We start from the raw sequence: 17027 nt of genomic DNA on the forward strand, positions 1-17027 counted from the left end.
CTGGAACGGGGAAATCGTCCGCGATCGAAGAGTTGGTTGCGCGCGGTCATCGGGCTTACGACCTTGACACACCCGAATGGTCTCACTCGCACGCGGCATGTGCGGGTGATGACGCCGCATTGTTTGGCGTTTGAAGCGCAAACCATCCCCACCGTCGTCCCGGCGCAGGCCGGGACCCATAACCACGAATGGTGATTGTTGCCCAATGCTGGAAGGACGAGCCCCTTTCACAACACCCGCCGCGGCGTATGGGTCCCAGCCTGCGCCGGGACGACGGCGGTGGGTGTGGCGCGAGCTGGCGTTCTTTCTTCCTCCAGCGCTTTTTCTTCCTCCAGGAAGGATCACAAATCAAGCCTTCTGTTTCGCCGCGGCCTTAGTAAGATCCGGTGCGTTCACGGCGGGGATCGCGACGCGGCCGGGGCCGGTTTGCTGGAGGGCGGCGGCGGCCTTGTCGTTCTGCATGATCTTGGCCATGACAGCCTGGCCGGCGCGCTCGAACACGGCGCGGTTGTCGATCAGGAACTGGCGCGACTTGCGCAGGCCGTCGATATAGCCATTGATCTCGGGCACGACATAGCGCGCGACCATGTCCCAGCTGCGGCGGGTATTTTCCGGATTGGCCCAGTCGTGCGCGAAGCCGATGATCGAGCCGACGCCGCCCGACACATCGATCAGGTTCTTGATCATCTTGATCAGATCATCCGGCGTGCCGATGGTGGACGCGGCGCCTTCGACGAACGCGGTCTTGTCGACGGCCTCATCGGGCGAGGAGAACGCGGTCAGGCCCGGCCGCATCAGGGTGCCGACGTTATATTCGTTGTGCCAGCGCATCAGCCCGGCGCCGGCCTCGCGCCGCGCCTGCTCGCGGGTCTCGGCGATGTGCCAGGACAGCAGCACGCGCCAGTTGGCGCGGCTCACCGTGGTGCCGGCCTTCTTGGCGGCATCCTCGGCGAACTGCCATTGCTGCGGCAGCGCCATCAAGCCCTGGGTCGACATCGAGCCCAGCGAGATGATGCCGATGCCGTATTTGCCGGCGAGCGTCATGCCCGACGGCGAGATCTGCGAGGCCACCACGAACGGCATGTCCTCCTGCAGCGGCAGGATCTGCAACGCGGCGTCGTGCATCTCGAACCAGTCGGTCTTGGCGGTGACGCGCTCGCCGTTGAACAGGCGGCGGATCACCGCGATCGCCTCGTCCTGGCGATCGCGCTGGGTCATCGGGTCGATGCCGAGCGTGTGGGCGTCGGAAGCGAGCGCGCCGGGGCCGGAGCCGAAGATGGCGCGGCCGCCGGTCATGTGGTCGAGCTGCACCATGCGCTGCGCGACGTTGAAGGGGTGGTGATAGGGCAGCGAGACCACGCCGGTGCCGAGCTTGATGCGCTTGGTGCGCTCGCCGGCGGCGGCCAGGAACATTTCCGGCGAGGCGATGGTCTCCCAGCCCGAGGAGTGGTGCTCGCCGCACCAGAATTCGTCGTAACCGAGCGCGTCGAGCTGCTCGACGAAATCGAGGTCGCGGCGGAATTGCAGCATCGGATGCTCGCCGATCGGGTGATGCGGGGCGAGGAAGGCTCCGAACTTGAGGCGCGCCATGGGTCGTTCTCTCCGGACTATTGTTATCGGGGGCTTTCCGCCAACCTACGGGGTGGCCCGGGGCAAGGCAATGCTCGGGGGTTGCGGCGGTCGCATGGTTGTTGCGCAAATCGGCGGCGATTGCCGCCGTCCGGAATGTTTCCTAGCGCGTCAACGCAAATTGGCAGCCGGGGCTCGAGCGTCTGTGATCCCGGGCTTACCTCGCAGGTAATCGAAGCGATGACCGGAATCTGCTGATGTCCGCTATAACGTCATTTCGGGCAGGACAGGACATGCACCAGATCGTTTCGACGCGAGCGGACACGTCCCGCCGCTGGTGGGTGCTGGCGATCGTAGTGTCGGCGCAATTCATGTTCGGGGTCGATGCCTTCATCGTCAACGTCGCGATCCCGACGATCGCGGCGGAGCTGCACGCGACGCCGGCAGAGATCGAGGCCGTGATCGCGATCTACCTGATCGCCTATGCCACGTTGGTGGTCACCGGCGGCCGGCTTGGCGACATCCATGGCACCAGGAACGTGTTCATCGCCGGCGTCGCCGGATTCTCGGTGACCTCGCTGTGGTGTGGTCTCGCGCAGTCCGGACCAGAGCTGATCATCGCCCGGCTGGCGCAGGGTGCGACCGCGGCGCTGATGGTGCCGCAGGTGCTGGCGACGCTGCATCTGTTGTTCTCGGACGCCGCCCGCGCGCGGGCGTTCGGCATCTACGGCATCGTGCTGGGGCTCGCCGGCGCCGCCGGCTTCATGCTCGGCGGCGTGTTGGTGACGCTCGACCTCGCCGGGCTCGGCTGGCGCGCGGTGTTTTTCGTCAACGTGCCGTGCGGCGTCGTCATCATTGCGGCGGCGCTGAAGATCATGCCGACGGTGCCGCGCCGGGCCGGCACGCGGCTCGATATCCCGGGCGCGATCGTGCTGTTCGCGGGCCTGCTGTGCCTGATCGGTCCGCTGCTGTTTGGCCATGATCTCAACTGGCCGGCATGGGTCTGGCTGGTGATGGCCGTGGGCATCGCTGTGATCGCGACCTTCGTGCGGCTCGAGCGGTCCGTCGCGCGCCGCGGCGGCATGCCGCTGATCGATCTGTCGCTGCTGTCGGATCGCGCCTTCATGCGCGGCCTGGTCGCGGTGTTTTTCTTCTTCTTCGCCAACCTGTCGTTCTACCTGATCATGACCATGTTCATGCAGAAGGGCTTGCAGATTCCGCCGCTACAGGCCGGGCTGGTGTTCGTGCCGCTGGCGCTGACCTTCGTGGTTGCCTCGCGTCACAGCGGCGTGCGCGCAAGGCATCGCGGCACGCTGGTGCTGATCGAGGGCTGTGCGCTGCAGATCGTCGGTCTCGCCGTGCTCGTCGCGACAATTGAGGTGGTCGCGGCACCGTCGGCACTGCTGCTCGCGCTGGCGCTGATGATCTTCGGCTACGGCCAGGGGCTTGTCATGGCGCCATTGTCGAGCGCGGTGCTCGCGAGCGTGCGGCCCGCCAGCGCCGGTGCCGGCTCCGGCATCTACGGCACGACGACGCAGATCGGCAACGCGGCCGGCGTTGCCGCGATCGGCGCAGTCTTCTTCGCAATCGAGAGTACGATGTCAGCACGTCTGGCGCTGTTTGCGGCATGCGCATTGTTTGTGCTGTCGATCGCAATTTCAGCCGCATTTCTGTCATGGATGCGCCGCGCCACGGCGTGAATCCGGCGCCACGCGGCGCGCATCCCTGAAAAGTTGGTGCTCAAACAAGGTGCTATGGCAACTATTTCGGCCGGCTCGCAGCGCGATCACGCATTAACGCCGATTCTCACAAATTCCGCAGGGAAAGACAGCACACGGCCTTTTCATTTTGCAGTGCAGCAATTATCTGATCGGGTGACACAGAAGACTAAATCACCTCAGGAGTTGCTGTTGTCCCTGATCAACAACGTCGAATTTCTGCGTCATCTGCCGAAGATGAACGCGTTCAGCGGCCTTGGCGCACTCGCGCCGGCCGTGCCGACGCCGCTCGTCGAGACGACCGAATTCGGCGTCAACCCCGGCGATCTGAAGATGTTCTCGTTCGTGCCCGCGCAGCTGGCGCGGTCACCCGCGCTCGTCGTGGTGCTGCATGGCTGCGGCCAGACTGCAGCGTCCTACGATCTCGGCGCCGGCTGGTCGGCGCTTGCGGCGCATTACGGCTTCGCACTGCTGATGCCGGAGCAGCAGGCGTTAAACAACGGCAACACCTGCTTCAACTGGTTCAACCCGCAAGACATCGCGCGCGGGCAGGGCGAGGCCGCGTCGATCAGGCAGATGATCGCGCATCTGGTCGGCACGCATGAGATCGACCCGCGCCGCATCTATGTGACGGGTCTGTCCGCCGGCGGCGCGATGGCCTCGGTCATGCTCGCGACCTATCCGGATGTGTTCGCGGCCGGCGCCATCATCGCCGGCCTGCCGTTCGGCGTCGCCACCGATCTGCGCGAAGCGCTGCACGCGATGATGCATGGCAGCGCGCTCTCCGCGCCCGAGCTCGGCGGTCTGGTGCGCAACGCGTCGACGCATGGCGGCGCCTGGCCGAAGATTTCGGTGTGGCACGGCAGTGCCGACCGCACCGTGCATCCCGGCAATGCCGATGCAATCGTGCGGCAGTGGCTCGACGTGCACGGCCTGCCGCTTGCCGCGATGTCGAAGGCGGATGTCGACGGCCATCCGCGCGAGGTGTGGTGGAACGCCGACGGCGAAACGCTGGTCGAGTCCTACACCATCGCCGACATGGCGCATGGCACGCCGCTCGGGCTTGCCGACAATGACGAGCGCTATGGCGTGGAGGGCGCGTTCCTGATCGAGGCCGGGATCTCCTCCTCCTATCACATCGCGAGCTTCTTCGGCCTGACCGACAAGGTCCGTCAGCCGCATATCGCGCCGACCGGAATTCCGCGCGAGCGCGCTGACACGGTCTCGATGACGGTACCGGTGCCCGCGGCCGAGCCGGAGGTGGCATCCGGCCGCAAGAGCGATCGGCCGCGCAAGCGACGGAGCAAGGGTGTCGATGTCGGCGGCGTCATCACGCGGGCGCTCACCGCCGCGGGGCTGATGAAGTAGCTACATCTCGCCGGTCAGGAACGGATTCGTCATCCGCTCTTGGCCGATGCTCGATCCGGCGCCGTGGCCGCAGATGAAGCCGACGTCGTCGCCGAGCGGCAGCAGCTTGTCCTTGATCGACTGGATCAGGGTCGGATGGCTGCCGCCGGGCAAATCGGTGCGTCCGACCGAGCCGGCGAACAGCACGTCGCCGACATGGGCGAAGCGCAGCTCCTTGTTGAAGAACACCACGCTGCCCGGTGAGTGGCCGGGGCAGTGCAGGATGTCGAAGGTGAGATCGCCAATCGAGACCTGATCGCCCTCATCGAGCCAGCGGTCAGGCCCGAAATTGCGCACCCCGGTCATGCCGAAGCGCGCGCCGCTCGAGACGACATTGTCGAGCAGATATTTGTCGGCGATATGCGGGCCCTCGATCTTGACCTGCAGCGCGTCGCGCAGTTCGGCGGCGCCGCCGACATGGTCGATATGACCGTGGGTCAGCCAGATCTTCTCGACCGTCACGCCGGTCTGCTTGATCGCGGCCTGGATCTTCGGCACGTCGCCGCCCGGGTCGATCACCACGGCCTTCTTGGTGGGCTCGTGCCAGATGATGGTGCAGTTCTGCTCGAACAGCGTCACCGGCACGATGATCGCGCCGGCCTTCGGTTTGGTGTCGGTTGTCTCGTTCATGGGGGCACCATAGGCTTCCGGGAAACGTCGTCAACACGCGCTGGAAATGCGGCTGCCCCGGCGTGTGATCCCAAAACGGACCGTGATAAGGTCACCTCCAGCAGAAGAAGTTCGTGAGCGGGCCGGTACGCGGCTGCTCTCGATCATGATTCAAGTCATCGCAGTCCGGAACTTCATGACCCAGGCTTCCAAATCACCGCTCGGCGGACCCCGGACCACCGCGCGCGCCTTCTTCGTCGCAGACCGCATCAACACGTCCGGTCTCGAGCGCGGCGACGTGCTGGCCACGACGCCGCTGGCGTTTCGCGTCAATGAAAACGGCGTGGCGATCCTGTTCCGCTACGGCGTCGTCGTGCTGATCGGCCTCAATGCGCTGGAGGAGGATGAATTCCTGCGCAGCCTGCAGTCGCGCATGACCGGCCTGTTCACGCGGCGCGAGGAGGAGATCGCAATCATCGAGCTCGCCGCCGAGAAGGAGGATCAGATTCCGCCGGGCGGCCCGATCTATCTGCAGGGCCTCTCGCCGGAGCGGCTGATCCTGGTCGGCGAGGCGTTGGCGAAAAGCGTGGTGCTGGCGCGGCACGAGCGCGAGGTCCGGGCAGTCTTCGACACGACCGAGCCGCTTGCGCGTGAGCTCGCCAAGGGCGGCCGCGTCCATCGCGGCCGCGTTGCGATCCTCAAGCACATCGGCAACGCGCTGCTGGTGCGGCATCGCGTGGCCGGGCCGGTGGAAGTGTCGGAGAAGCCCGATATCCTCTGGGACAAGCCGCAGCTCGAGCGCCTCTACGCCAGGCTCGAGGACGAGTATGAATTGAAGGAGCGTGCGGAGTCGCTGAACCGCAAGCTCGCAGTCGTCGCCGAAACCGCGCAGGTGCTGACCGACATCATCGACACCAGCCGCTCGCTGCGGCTGGAGCTGATCATCGTCTTCCTGATCCTGTTCGAGGTGCTGATCACCATCTATCAGCTGGCGATGGCCCGGCATTGAACGGGCTACAGCGGCCGAATCCGGCCATCTTTCCGTCCCGAATTGTGCGTCATCCCTGAGCCGATCGGCCACTCCGGGCGCGGAGCGGCCTGGGCCGGGCTGCGAGCTTGGGGGGACGGGATGGATCAGGACAGCAGGGACTGGTGGCGGCGCGGCATTTTCTATCAGGTCTATCCGCGCTCGTTCGCGGATAGCGACGGTGACGGCGTCGGCGATCTCAAGGGGATCATCACGCGGCTGCCCTATCTGACGCGGCTTGGCGTCGACGCGGTCTGGCTGTCGCCGATCTTCCCGTCGCCGATGGCCGATTTCGGTTACGATATCTCCGATTACACCGGCATCGACCCGCTGTTCGGGACGATGGAGGATTTCGACGCGCTTGTCGCGGCCGCGCACGATTCCGGCCTCAAGCTGATCCTCGATCTGGTGCCGAACCACACATCCGACCAGCACCAATGGTTCATCGAGGCGAAGAGCTCGCGCGATAACCCTAAGCGCGACTGGTACATCTGGCGCGATCCGGCGCCGGACGGCGGCCCGCCCAACAACTGGCTGTCCGAGTTCGGCGGCAGCGCCTGGGCGTATGACGAGGCCTCAGGCCAATACTATTATCACGCCTTCCTCGCGCAGCAGCCCGATCTCAACTGGCGCAATCGCGAGGTCAGGGACGCGATCTACGACGTGATGCGCTTCTGGCTGCGCAAGGGTGTCGACGGTTTTCGCGTCGACGTGATCTGGCACCTGATCAAGGATGCCGACTTCCGCGATAACCCGACAAACCCGCACTATCGCGCGGGCCGGCCGCCGCACGAAAAGCTGCTGACGCAATATTCGACCGATCAGCTCGAGGTGCACACCGTCATCACCGAGATGCGCAGCGTCACCGAGGAATTCGACAACCGCGTGCTGATCGGCGAGATTTATCTGCCGCTGCATCGGCTGGTCGCCTATTACGGCAACGATCTACGCGGCGCGCAGATGCCGTTCAATTTTGCGCTGCTGTCGACCTTGTGGAGCGCGCGATCGGTCGAGATGATCATCGCCGACTACGAAAAGGCGCTGCCGCCGGGGGCATGGCCGAACTGGGTGCTCGGCAACCACGATCGGCCGCGGGTGGCGAGCCGGGTGGGGCCGGCGCAGGCGCCGGTCGCCGCGATGCTGCTGCTGACGCTGCGCGGCACGCCGACGCTCTATTACGGCGACGAGATCGGCATGCGCCAGGTTGCGATTGCGCCGGATCAGGTGCGCGATCCCTTCGAGAAGAACGTGCCGGATATCGGCATCGGCCGTGACGGCTGCCGCACTCCGATGCAATGGAGCGCCGAGCGCCATGCCGGCTTCTCGACGGCTCCGCCGTGGCTGCCGCTGGCGCAGGATTTTGCCAGCGACAATGTCGCAAGTCTCGAAGCCGAGAGGACGTCGATCCTCAATCTCTACAAGGCGCTGATCGCGCTGCGGCGAAGGCTGCCGCAGCTCGTCCATGGCAGCTATGAGCCGGTGGCGGCGCACGGTGATGTGTTGCTCTACCGGCGGCGCAGCACTGAGGGCGTGGCCGTGATCGCGCTGAACTTCGGCGCGGCCGCCGCGTCGGTCTCCTCGAGCGCGATCGGCTTCAGCAATGAGGTCCTGCTGTCGACCTTGATGGACCGGCAGGGCGAGAAGGTCGAAGGCGTGCTCGATCTGCGCCCCAATGAGGGCGTGATCCTTGGGCCGCATCAGGACGATTGACGCCGGGTGCGGGGCTCCATGGTATCGATGTCGCTGCGCTTGAGCAGATAGTCGAGCCCACCGACCCGATACCAGCGATAGCCGTAGGCCTCGATCAGAAGCTTGTGGCGACCGGCCTCGTCGGCGCGGCTGTGGTCCTCGGTCAGGAGATTGACGAGGAGTTTGCCGGCATCGTCGGGCAGACCGACGTTGAACGATATCTCGAGCGGCTTTTCCGCGAAATTGTGCACGAACAGCACCGAGTTGTTACGCCAGTCGTACCGGATGATCAGGATGGCGGGGTTTCGGCTTGCGATAACCTTGAAATCTCCCCAGCCGACCTCGGGGACTTCCTTGCGCATACGGACGATGCGCTCGGTCCAGTTCAGCATCGAATTGGGGTCGCGCCGTTGCTTGGCCGCGTTGACGTGCTCATAGCCATACGGTCCATTGTCGATGACGGGCACACATGGCCGATCGCTCTCGGTGAAGCCGGCGTGTGGCTCGGTCGACCATTGCATCGGTGTGCGCGCGCAACCGCGTTCGGGCAGGTCGAGATTGTCGCCCATGCCGAGCTCATCGCCGTAGCGGATCACGGGCGTGCCGGGAAGCGTGCACATCACGCTGTAAGCGAGCTCGATGCGTCGGCGGTCGCCGCCCAGCATGGGCGCAAGCCGTCGCCGGATGCCCCGGTCGTAGAGCTGCATGCTCTTGTCGGCACCGAATGCCTCGAACACCGTCTCGCGCTGCGGCTTCGACAGGCGGCCGAGGTCGAGTTCATCATGATTGCGCAGGAACAAGCCCCATTGTGCGGTCGCGGGCCGTGGCTTGGTCGCCGTCAGTGCCTTCGCCAACGGCTTCGTATCCGCCGACGCCAGCGCGTAGAACAGATGCTGATTGACATGGAAGTTGAACATCATGTGCATCCGGTCGCCGTCACGCCCGAAATATTCCATGTCCGTCTCGGGCAATACGTTGGCTTCAGCGAGGATGATCGCGTTGCCCTGGCGCCATTGCAGGAATTCCCGAAACGATCGCAGCATGTCGTACTGCTCGACCGGCTTGCGCCTGGAGGCGCCCTTGGTCGCGATCACGAAGGGCACGGCGTCCATGCGGAAGCCCGAGACGCCGAGCTGAATCCAGAACCCCATGATCTTGAGGATCTCGGCCTGCACATGCGGGTTCGATGTGTTGAGGTCCGGCTGGAAATCGTAGAAGCGATGAAAGTACCAGGCGCCGGCTTGCTTGTCGCGCGTCCAGGTCGATTTCTGAACGCCGGGAAACACCATGCCGGTGTTGGCATTGGCGGGCTTCCTGTCCGACCAGACATACCAATCGCGGTACGGCGAGTCCTTCGAGCTGCGCGCCGATCGAAACCAGTCGTGCTGATCCGAGGTGTGATTGACGACGAGGTCGATGATGACGCGGATGCCGCGCTGCTGGCAGCCATGGGTAAATTCAACGAAATCGCCCAGCGTGCCGTAGCGCGGATCGACGTCGTAATAATCCGAGATGTCGTAGCCGTCGTCCCTGTTGGGCGAAGGCTGAAACGGCATCAGCCAGATCGCGGTGATGCCGAGCCCGTGCAAATAGTCCAGGCGCCGGAGCAGACCGCTGAAATCACCGATGCCATCGCCGTTGGCATCCATGTAGGTGCCAACCGACAGGCAGTAGATCACTCCGTTCTTGTACCAGAGGTCGTCGATCACCAGGCAATCCTCTCCAGTCCCACCCGTGGCGGCGGCCGGGAGGATAAGCGGTGAAGCGGCGACGGGTTCCTGCGGAGCGCCGTCCCGTAACAGAGCCGGACGACGCTCCGCGCCGGCCTGACGCTGCCGCGCTCTATCGGTTGGGCATGATCTTCGTGGAAAGCCGGCTTTCACTTTTCCGGATCATGCTCTCGTGGAATCGGCTAATCTTCGCGCAATGGACTCATCCGCCCGCCAGATCGCGCTTGTGCCCGCGTCCGACCGACGCCAGTCGGAGACCGCGCTTGCGATCGCGCGCGGCACGACGAGGCTTCTGAGATCGCTGGGATTTTCCTGCATCAGCGAATTGCCGCTGCCGTCCGGCCGAAGAGCCGATCTGGTCGCGCTGAACGAGCGCGGCGAGATCTGGATCGTTGAGATCAAGTCATCGGTCGAGGATCTGCGCGCCGACCAGAAATGGCAGGACTACCGGATGCATTGCGACCGGCTGTTCTTCGCCTTCACGCAGGATCTGCCGTGCGAGATCTTTCCCGTCGACACCGGTTTGATCATCGCCGACGCCTATGGCGCGCATCTGCATTGCGAGGCGCCGGAGCATCGCCTGCCGGCGGCAACCCGCAAGGCGATGACGGTGCGCTTTGCCATGGCCGCGGCGCAGCGCATCAACCGCCTGGTCGATCCGCAGGGGCACGAGTTTTAGCGAAGAACATTGCTGCCCCGTCATCCCCGCGCAAAGGCCTCGCCTTTGTCGCCGGAGGCGCGAGCGCAGCGAGCCTCGAAGGATGAATCGGCCCGGCTGGTGACCGTCGACCCTTCGAGACGCGCGCAAGGGCGCGCTCCTCGGGGTGACGGACATAGAGGCGTAGGATGGGTAGAGCGAAGCCAAACCCATCACTTGTCGCCGCGGCGTGAAGTTGGTGGGTTCGCTTCGCTTCACCCATCCTATGTAGCTGCCCACCCTACAAAAGCAAATGGCCGGGAGGAGCCCGGCCATCGCGAAAGCAAATGAAGTATCGCTTACCGCGGGGCGCGCTTGGCGAGGATGCGCTGCAAGGTGCGGCGGTGCATGTTGAGGCGGCGCGCGGTCTCCGAGACGTTGCGGTTGCACATCTCGTAGATGCGCTGGATGTGCTCCCAGCGCACGCGGTCCGCCGACATCGGATTGGCCGGCAGCTCGGACTTCTCGGTGCCGGTCGCGAGCAGCGCGGCGACGACGTCATCGGCGTCGGCGGGCTTCGAGAGATAATCGACGGCGCCCATCTTCACCGCGGTGACGGCGGTGGCGATGTTGCCGTAGCCGGTCAGCACGATCGCGCGCGCCTCGGGGCGCTTGCGCTTCAACGCCGAAACGACGTCGAGGCCGTTGCCGTCGCCGAGGCGAAGATCGACGACTGCGAAAGCGGGCGCGGCGCGGCCGATCTCGGCGAGACCATCAGATACCGTGTCGCATGACTTCACCGCGAAACCCCGCGTCTCCATCGCGCGCGACAGGCGTTCCAGGAACGGCTTGTCGTCCTCGACGATGAGGAGCGAGCGGTCGGCATGGTCATTCAGTTCAGTGATGGCGTTCACGATCCATTTTTCCCTGTGGCAGACCCCTAATATATGGGGTCCTACTGCGGCGCTGCCAAGGCAGCCGAAAGTCGCGTGCTTGTCTGGAAAGAGCAATGCATCCGTAATGCCAGAGTTGCGATTAAGAATCGTTCTTAGGACTCGGTTTCGTTGCCCGGCGCGGATTCCTCGAAGCGCTCGCGCGGCCAGACGATCTGCACCACGGCGCCGTGATCGGGAAAGGTGCGATTGGTAAACGACACCTTGGCGCCAGTGCGTTCCAGCAGCGTCCTTGCGATGAAAACGCCCAGACCGAGGCCCCCACGTGGGTTTTGGGCCTCATCCGCACCTCGGCGACGCGACAGATACGGCTCGCCGATCCGCTTCAGCATGTCGGGCGCGATGCCCGGACCGTCGTCGGAGACGACGACTTCAACGGTCTCGGCGTTCCACCACGCGTTCACCTCGACGGTCTGGTGCGCGAAATCGACCGCATTTTCGAGAATGTTTCCGACGCCATAGAGGATCGCCGGATTGCGCGCGGCGACCGGTTCAGGCGTTGCTGCGACAGCAAGCCGCACCTTGATGTTGATGCCGAAATCGCGATGCGGCGCCACCGCCTCCTCGATCAAGGTCGACAGCTTCATGGTGTCGAACGGCGCACCGCTCGATGACAATTGCGCGATCTTGCTCAGGATGTCGCGGCAGCGCTGCGCCTGCTCACGCAGGGTCTTGAGGTCGCCGGCGATCGCCGCGTCATGCACCGTCTTCTCGAGCTCGCGCGAGATCAGGAAGATCGTCGACAGCGGCGTTCCGAGCTCATGCGCGGCGGCGGCGGCGAGGCCGTCGAGCTGAGTCAGGTGCTGTTCGCGTGTCAGTACCAGTTCGGTCGCGGCCAGCGCATCGGAGAGCTGGCGCGCTTCCTCCGTGACCTGGAATGCGTAAAGACTGGTGACACCGATCGCGAGCAGGATCGAAAGCCAGACGCCGATCAAATAGATCGGCGGCAGCACCAAGGGATCGTCGGCGTCCCAAGGCAGCGGCAGATGGTAGAAGAACAGCGCCGAGGCGCAGGCGACCGCAAGGCAGCCGAGCGCGATCGTCAGCCGGATCGGCAGCACGGTGGCCGAGATCAGGACCGGCGCCAGGAACAGGAACGAGAACGGGTTCTGCAGCCCGCCGGTGAAGTACAAGAGCCCGCCGAGCTCGACGATGTTGAACGCAAGCAGGGCCGCGGCATAGGCCGGCTCCAGCCGCTGCATCGGGTTGAAGGCGATCTGCAGCGCCAGATTGAGCAGCGCCGAGAACGTCACGATGGTGACGCAGGGGACGATCGGAACGTCGAATTCCAGTCCCTGCGCCACGATGAAGATGGCGACGAGCTGGCCGAGCGCGGCGAGCCAGCGCAGCCGCAGGATCGTATCCAGGCGGACGTAGCGGCGGGGTTGGCGGAAATCGGAAGCGACGTCGGTCATCCCGGGACCTTAGCTGTGCCGTGGGCGGCGCACAAATTCGCGACTTAGCGCACCGATGCAGGGCAAGCCTTTAATTACCGCCAAGCCTTTAATTACCGCCGAGCCTTGCGCTTATTGTCGCAATGGCTCAATGACGGCCATATGCAACAGGTCGGGACAGGTCAGAGGCAAGCTCCGGCGGCTGAACAAGGCGAGTCGGCCGCGATCGACGTCGCGCATCTGGTCAAGGTCTACAAGACCACTCGCGCGGTCGACGATATCTCGTTCCGCATCGCGCGCGGCAGCATCACCGGCCTGCTCGGCGGCAACGGCGCCGGCAAGACCACGACGATCGCGATGATCATGGGCCTGGTGCTGCCGACCTCGGGCAGCGTCGAGGTGCTCGGTGCACGAATCCCCGAGCAGCGCTACGACGTGCTCGGCCGGATGAACTTCGAAAGCCCCTACGTCGACATGCCGATGCGGCTCACGGTGCGGCAGAACCTGACCATTTTCGGGCGCCTTTATGCCGTGCAGCGTTTGCGTGAGCGGATCGACCAGCTCGCCGACGATCTCGATCTCAAGGAATTCCTCGACCGCTCCAACGGCAAGCTCTCTGCCGGGCAGAAGACCCGCGTCGCGCTGGCGAAGGCGCTGATCAACGAACCGGACCTCTTGCTGCTCGACGAGCCGACCGCCTCGCTCGACCCGGATACCGCCGACTGGGTGCGGCAGCATCTCGAGACCTATCGCAAGACCCATAACGCGACCATCCTGCTGGCGTCACACAACATGCTGGAGGTCGAGCGCCTCTGCGACCGCGTCATCATCATGAAGCGCGGCAAGATCGAGGACGACGACAGCCCCGAGCGGATCATGGCGCGCTACAACCGCGAGACGCTGGAAGAGGTGTTTCTCGACGTGGCGCGCGGCCGGGTGCGGGAGGGCGCGCCTGAGGGCACACCATGAGTGAACTCGTCAGCCAGCACCAGCACACCATTTCACTGCAACGCATCAACGCGATGGTGCTGCGCTATTGGTATCTTCTGATGTCGTCATGGCCGCGGCTTTTGGAGCTGGTCTACTGGCCGGCACTGCAGATCATCACCTGGGGCTTCCTGCAGAATTACATCTCGCAGGCATCCGGCTTCTTCGCCAAGGCGGGCGGCACGCTGATCGGTGCCGTGATCCTGTGGGACATCCTGTTCCGGGGGCAGCTCGGCTTCTCGATCTCGTTCCTGGAGGAGATGTGGGCACGCAACCTCGGCAACCTGATGATGAGCCCGCTGAAGCCGATCGAATTCCTGCTCTCGCTGATGATCATGAGCTTGATCCGGCTCGCCATCGGCGTGATCCCGATGACGCTGCTGGCGCTGTTCTTTTTCGGCTTCAACTTCTACGCCATCGGGCTGCCGCTGATCGCGTTCTTCTGCAATCTGATCTTCACGAGCTGGTCGGTCGGCGTGTTCGCCTCGGGCCTCGTGCTGCGCAACGGGTTAGGGGCGGAAAGCATCGTCTGGACGCTGATGTTCGCGGTGATGCCGCTCGCCTGCATCTACTATCCGGTCGAGGTGCTGCCGGCCTGGCTGCAAGCTGTCGCCTGGACGCTGCCGCCGACCTATGTGTTCGAAGGCATGCGCTCGCTTCTGATCGATCACGTCTTCCGCGCCGACCTGATGGCGTGGGCGCTGGTCATCAACGCGTTCCTGTTCGCTGCCTCTTTTGCGATCTTCCTTGCCCTTTTGCAGAGCGCCAAGCGCAACGGGTCGCTGCTCGGCGGTGGTGAATAAATGTCACTTTCTCGTGGATTCTCGGCCTTTTAGCCCGATATCGCCCCCAGATTCGGCTCGCGGCGCATTGACGCATTGTTACGCATTGGTCAGTATGCTGCGGCGCAAAACAGGGGTCTGAAAATACTATGCCCATCGGTGAATTTGGCGGTGCCCCGCCACTAGCGGCGGAAGGCAGCCCGGCACTCACGACGCCGTTGTACTGGATGTACGAGATGGCGCATGCGTCGCTCAATCCGGTGCGCGCGGTAACTGACGCCACCAAGATCCTGTTTCAGAACCCGCTCAATCCGTGGACCCACACCGAGTTCGGCAAGTCGATCGCCGCCGGTTGTGAGCTGTTCGAGCGCACCACGCGCCGCTACGGCAAGCCGGAATGGAACCTGCCGACGACCGAGGTCAACGGCATCCGCACTCCGGTCGAGGTCCGTTCGATCTGGGAAAAGCCGTTCTGCCGCCTGCTGCATTTCGATCGCAAGCTGACGCGCCCGCTGCGCTCGCCGCAGCCGCGCGTGCTGATCGTGGCGCCGATGTCGGGTCACTATGCGACGCTGCTCCGCGGCACAGTCGAGGCGTTCCTGCCGACGCATGAGGTCTACATCACCGACTGGGCCGACGCGCGCATGGTGCCGCTCGCGGCCGGCCGGTTCGATCTCGAGGACTATGTCGACTACCTGATCGAGATGCTGCACGCTCTCGGCGGCAACATGCATGTCATCGCGGTGTGCCAGCCTTCCGTGCCTGTCGTGGCAGCGGTTTCGGTGATGGAAGCCAACAACGATCCGTTCGTGCCGCTGTCGATGACGCTGATGGGCGGGCCGATCGACACCAGGCGCAATCCGACCGCGGTCAACAACCTCGCGGAAGAGCGCGGCATCGAGTGGTTCCGCAACAATGTCATCACCAAGGTGCCGTTCCCGCATCCGGGCGTGATGCGTGACGTCTATCCGGGCTTCCTGCAGCTCAATGGCTTCATCAGCATGAACCTCGACCGGCACATGGACGCGCACAAGGCGCTGTTCGCCAATCTGGTCAAGGGTGACGGCGATCTCGTCGACAAGCACCGCGAATTCTATGACGAGTATCTCGCGGTGATGGATCTCACCGCCGAATATTACCTCCAGACCGTCGACCTCGTCTTCGTCAAGCACGCGCTGCCGAAGGGCGAGATGACCCATCGCGGCAAGCCGGTTGATCCGTCGAAGATCCGCCGCGTCGCGCTGATGACGGTCGAAGGCGAGAAGGACGACATCTCAGGTCTTGGCCAAACCGAGGCGACGCACGCGCTCTGCACCGCGATCCCGAACCATCGCCGCGTGCATTACGTGCAAAAGGGCGTTGGGCACTATGGCGTGTTCAACGGCTCGCGTTTCCGCTCCGAAATCGTGCCGCGGATCTCCGATTTCATGGTTTCGGCGGCCAATACGCGGCTTTCGCTGGTCGCCGCCGCCGAATAGGTATCGCCCCGGCCGCGATTTTCGCGGTCGCGCAAGTCGCTGATTTAACTAAAAGAATCCCAAATCGGGCAAGGCCAAAAGGGTGAATGTAATTTCATTCTTTGGGCCTTTTTCGTAATCTTGATTCATCGGAAAAATTCCGGTTCCAGCCCCTGCCTGTAGAGGTCAATTAACGTCCAGCCCCTGTATATTGGGCAAATGATTTGTTTTTGCGCCGAGCGCTTTCCCTGGCGGCGGATATGGCAAAGTTCGGGCGAACTCCTGCTCCCCGGACTCTCAGAAATGGCTACTCGCGCGCTCCTCTATCGGCGGCCTGCCGAACCCGCGACCGTATTGGTCAGACACGGCTCCCAGTTCTTCACCGTCAGGTTGCGCCGGCATAGGCGCGCGCGCCGCTACACACTCAGGATACATCCAACCGATCGTGAAGCGATCCTGACGATGCCGCCGCGCGGCACGATTCCGGAAGCCAAGGAGTTCGCCAATCTCCATGGCGGCTGGATCGCCGCCCGTCTTGGCCGCTTGCCGAAGGCCGCGCCGTTCCAGCCCGGCACCGTGGTGCCGTTGCGCGGCGTGCCGCATCGCCTGGTGCACCGCTCGGGCGAGCGCGGCACGGTGTGGACCGAGACGCGCGACAGCGGCGAGAGGATCATTTGCGTCGCCGGCGGCGTCGAGTACATGGATCGCCGCGTGCACGACTTCCTCAAGCGCGAGGCGCGCAAGGACCTGCAGAAGGCGGCGCAGCTTCACGCCGCGGAACTCGGCGTGCGGGTACGCCGGATCTCGATCCGCGATCAGTCCAGCCGCTGGGGCTCGTGTACTTCGGCGGGTTCGCTGTCGTTCTCATGGCGGCTGATCCTGGCGCCGCCCTTCGTGCTCGATTACCTCGCCGCGCATGAGGTCGCCCATCTCGTCGAGATGAACCACTCAGCGCGGTTCTGGCGGGTGGTCGACAAGGTCTGCGCGTCGGTAACGCGCGCCAAGAACTGGCTCGACACCTACGGCAACGACCTGCACCGCTACGGGATCCAGGAGTAGGGCGCGCTG

At 64.2% G+C, this 17027-nt stretch carries 14 protein-coding genes; 9 read left to right on the forward strand and 5 right to left on the reverse strand.

Going from position 1 to position 17027, the window contains the following annotated elements:
- Nucleotides 1–348 precede the first annotated feature (348 nt).
- Entirely contained in the window at nt 349–1590 is a 1242-nt protein-coding gene (locus ACVMIH_RS28885) for an LLM class flavin-dependent oxidoreductase (protein WP_229191221.1), read from the reverse strand.
- Between the two features lie 272 nt (nt 1591–1862).
- Between ACVMIH_RS28885 and ACVMIH_RS28890 the strand changes: the two genes are divergently transcribed.
- Nucleotides 1863–3269, forward strand: a complete 1407-nt coding sequence (locus ACVMIH_RS28890; RefSeq protein ID WP_456864261.1) for an MFS transporter — start codon at nt 1863–1865, stop codon at nt 3267–3269.
- A gap of 210 nt (nt 3270–3479) precedes the next feature.
- Nucleotides 3480–4655: an extracellular catalytic domain type 1 short-chain-length polyhydroxyalkanoate depolymerase gene (locus ACVMIH_RS28895; protein WP_057015412.1), complete on the forward strand. Its 1176-nt coding sequence runs from the start codon at nt 3480–3482 to the stop codon at nt 4653–4655.
- On the opposite strand, the gene ACVMIH_RS28900 is transcribed toward ACVMIH_RS28895, so the two are convergent.
- Complete coding sequence (locus tag ACVMIH_RS28900) at nt 4656–5324, reverse strand: MBL fold metallo-hydrolase (protein ID WP_057015387.1); 669 nt, start codon at nt 5322–5324, stop codon at nt 4656–4658.
- Nucleotides 5325–5499: 175 nt separating this feature from the next.
- On the opposite strand from ACVMIH_RS28900, the gene ACVMIH_RS28905 reads away from it, so the two are divergent.
- Both ACVMIH_RS28905 and ACVMIH_RS28910 read left to right on the forward strand, forming a co-directional pair.
- Nucleotides 5500–6312 (forward strand): RMD1 family protein, encoded by an 813-nt coding sequence (locus tag ACVMIH_RS28905; RefSeq protein ID WP_057015413.1) that lies wholly within the window; start codon nt 5500–5502, stop codon nt 6310–6312.
- 120 nt (nt 6313–6432) lie between these two features.
- The gene (locus ACVMIH_RS28910; RefSeq protein WP_057015388.1) at nt 6433–8040 is read left to right on the forward strand and encodes an alpha-amylase family glycosyl hydrolase; all 1608 of its coding nucleotides are present in this window, start codon (nt 6433–6435) and stop codon (nt 8038–8040) included.
- Here ACVMIH_RS28910 and ACVMIH_RS28915 read toward each other — a convergent pair.
- Nucleotides 8028–9728: an alpha-amylase family protein gene (locus tag ACVMIH_RS28915; protein WP_076824628.1), complete on the reverse strand. Its 1701-nt coding sequence runs from the start codon at nt 9726–9728 to the stop codon at nt 8028–8030. The two genes, ACVMIH_RS28910 and ACVMIH_RS28915, sit on opposite strands and share 13 nt — an antisense overlap.
- A 217-nt stretch (nt 9729–9945) precedes the next feature.
- Here ACVMIH_RS28915 and ACVMIH_RS28920 point away from each other — a divergent pair, with 217 nt between their 5' ends.
- On the forward strand, nt 9946–10428 hold the full coding sequence (locus ACVMIH_RS28920; RefSeq protein ID WP_456864264.1) for an MmcB family DNA repair protein: 483 nt from the start codon (nt 9946–9948) through the stop codon (nt 10426–10428).
- Between the two features lie 317 nt (nt 10429–10745).
- Here the strand turns inward: ACVMIH_RS28920 and ACVMIH_RS28925 are convergent, their stop codons facing one another.
- Both ACVMIH_RS28925 and ACVMIH_RS28930 read right to left on the reverse strand, forming a co-directional pair.
- Nucleotides 10746–11300, reverse strand: a complete 555-nt coding sequence (locus ACVMIH_RS28925; protein WP_016845514.1) for an ActR/PrrA/RegA family redox response regulator transcription factor — start codon at nt 11298–11300, stop codon at nt 10746–10748.
- Nucleotides 11301–11434: 134 nt separating this feature from the next.
- Nucleotides 11435–12754 carry an ActS/PrrB/RegB family redox-sensitive histidine kinase gene (locus tag ACVMIH_RS28930; protein WP_456864266.1) on the reverse strand — a complete coding sequence of 440 codons (1320 nt, stop codon included), beginning with the start codon at nt 12752–12754 and terminating at the stop codon, nt 11435–11437.
- Nucleotides 12755–12895: 141 nt separating this feature from the next.
- On the opposite strand from ACVMIH_RS28930, the gene ACVMIH_RS28935 reads away from it, so the two are divergent.
- The 4 genes from ACVMIH_RS28935 (at nt 12896) to ACVMIH_RS28950 (ending at nt 17018) form a co-directional block, all read left to right on the forward strand.
- Nucleotides 12896–13702: an ABC transporter ATP-binding protein gene (locus tag ACVMIH_RS28935; RefSeq protein ID WP_456853934.1), complete on the forward strand. Its 807-nt coding sequence runs from the start codon at nt 12896–12898 to the stop codon at nt 13700–13702.
- Nucleotides 13699–14523 carry an ABC transporter permease gene (locus ACVMIH_RS28940; protein WP_057015392.1) on the forward strand — a complete coding sequence of 275 codons (825 nt, stop codon included), beginning with the start codon at nt 13699–13701 and terminating at the stop codon, nt 14521–14523. Before ACVMIH_RS28935 ends, ACVMIH_RS28940 begins: the two co-directional genes overlap by 4 nt.
- 128 nt (nt 14524–14651) lie before the next feature.
- Nucleotides 14652–15980 carry a polyhydroxyalkanoate depolymerase gene (locus tag ACVMIH_RS28945; protein WP_028341465.1) on the forward strand — a complete coding sequence of 443 codons (1329 nt, stop codon included), beginning with the start codon at nt 14652–14654 and terminating at the stop codon, nt 15978–15980.
- Nucleotides 15981–16178: 198 nt separating this feature from the next.
- Entirely contained in the window at nt 16179–17018 is an 840-nt protein-coding gene (locus ACVMIH_RS28950; protein WP_076824634.1) for a M48 family metallopeptidase, read from the forward strand.
- Nucleotides 17019–17027: the final 9 nt, after the last annotated feature.

The sequence above is a fragment of the Bradyrhizobium sp. USDA 4503 genome (genome assembly GCF_054055815.1).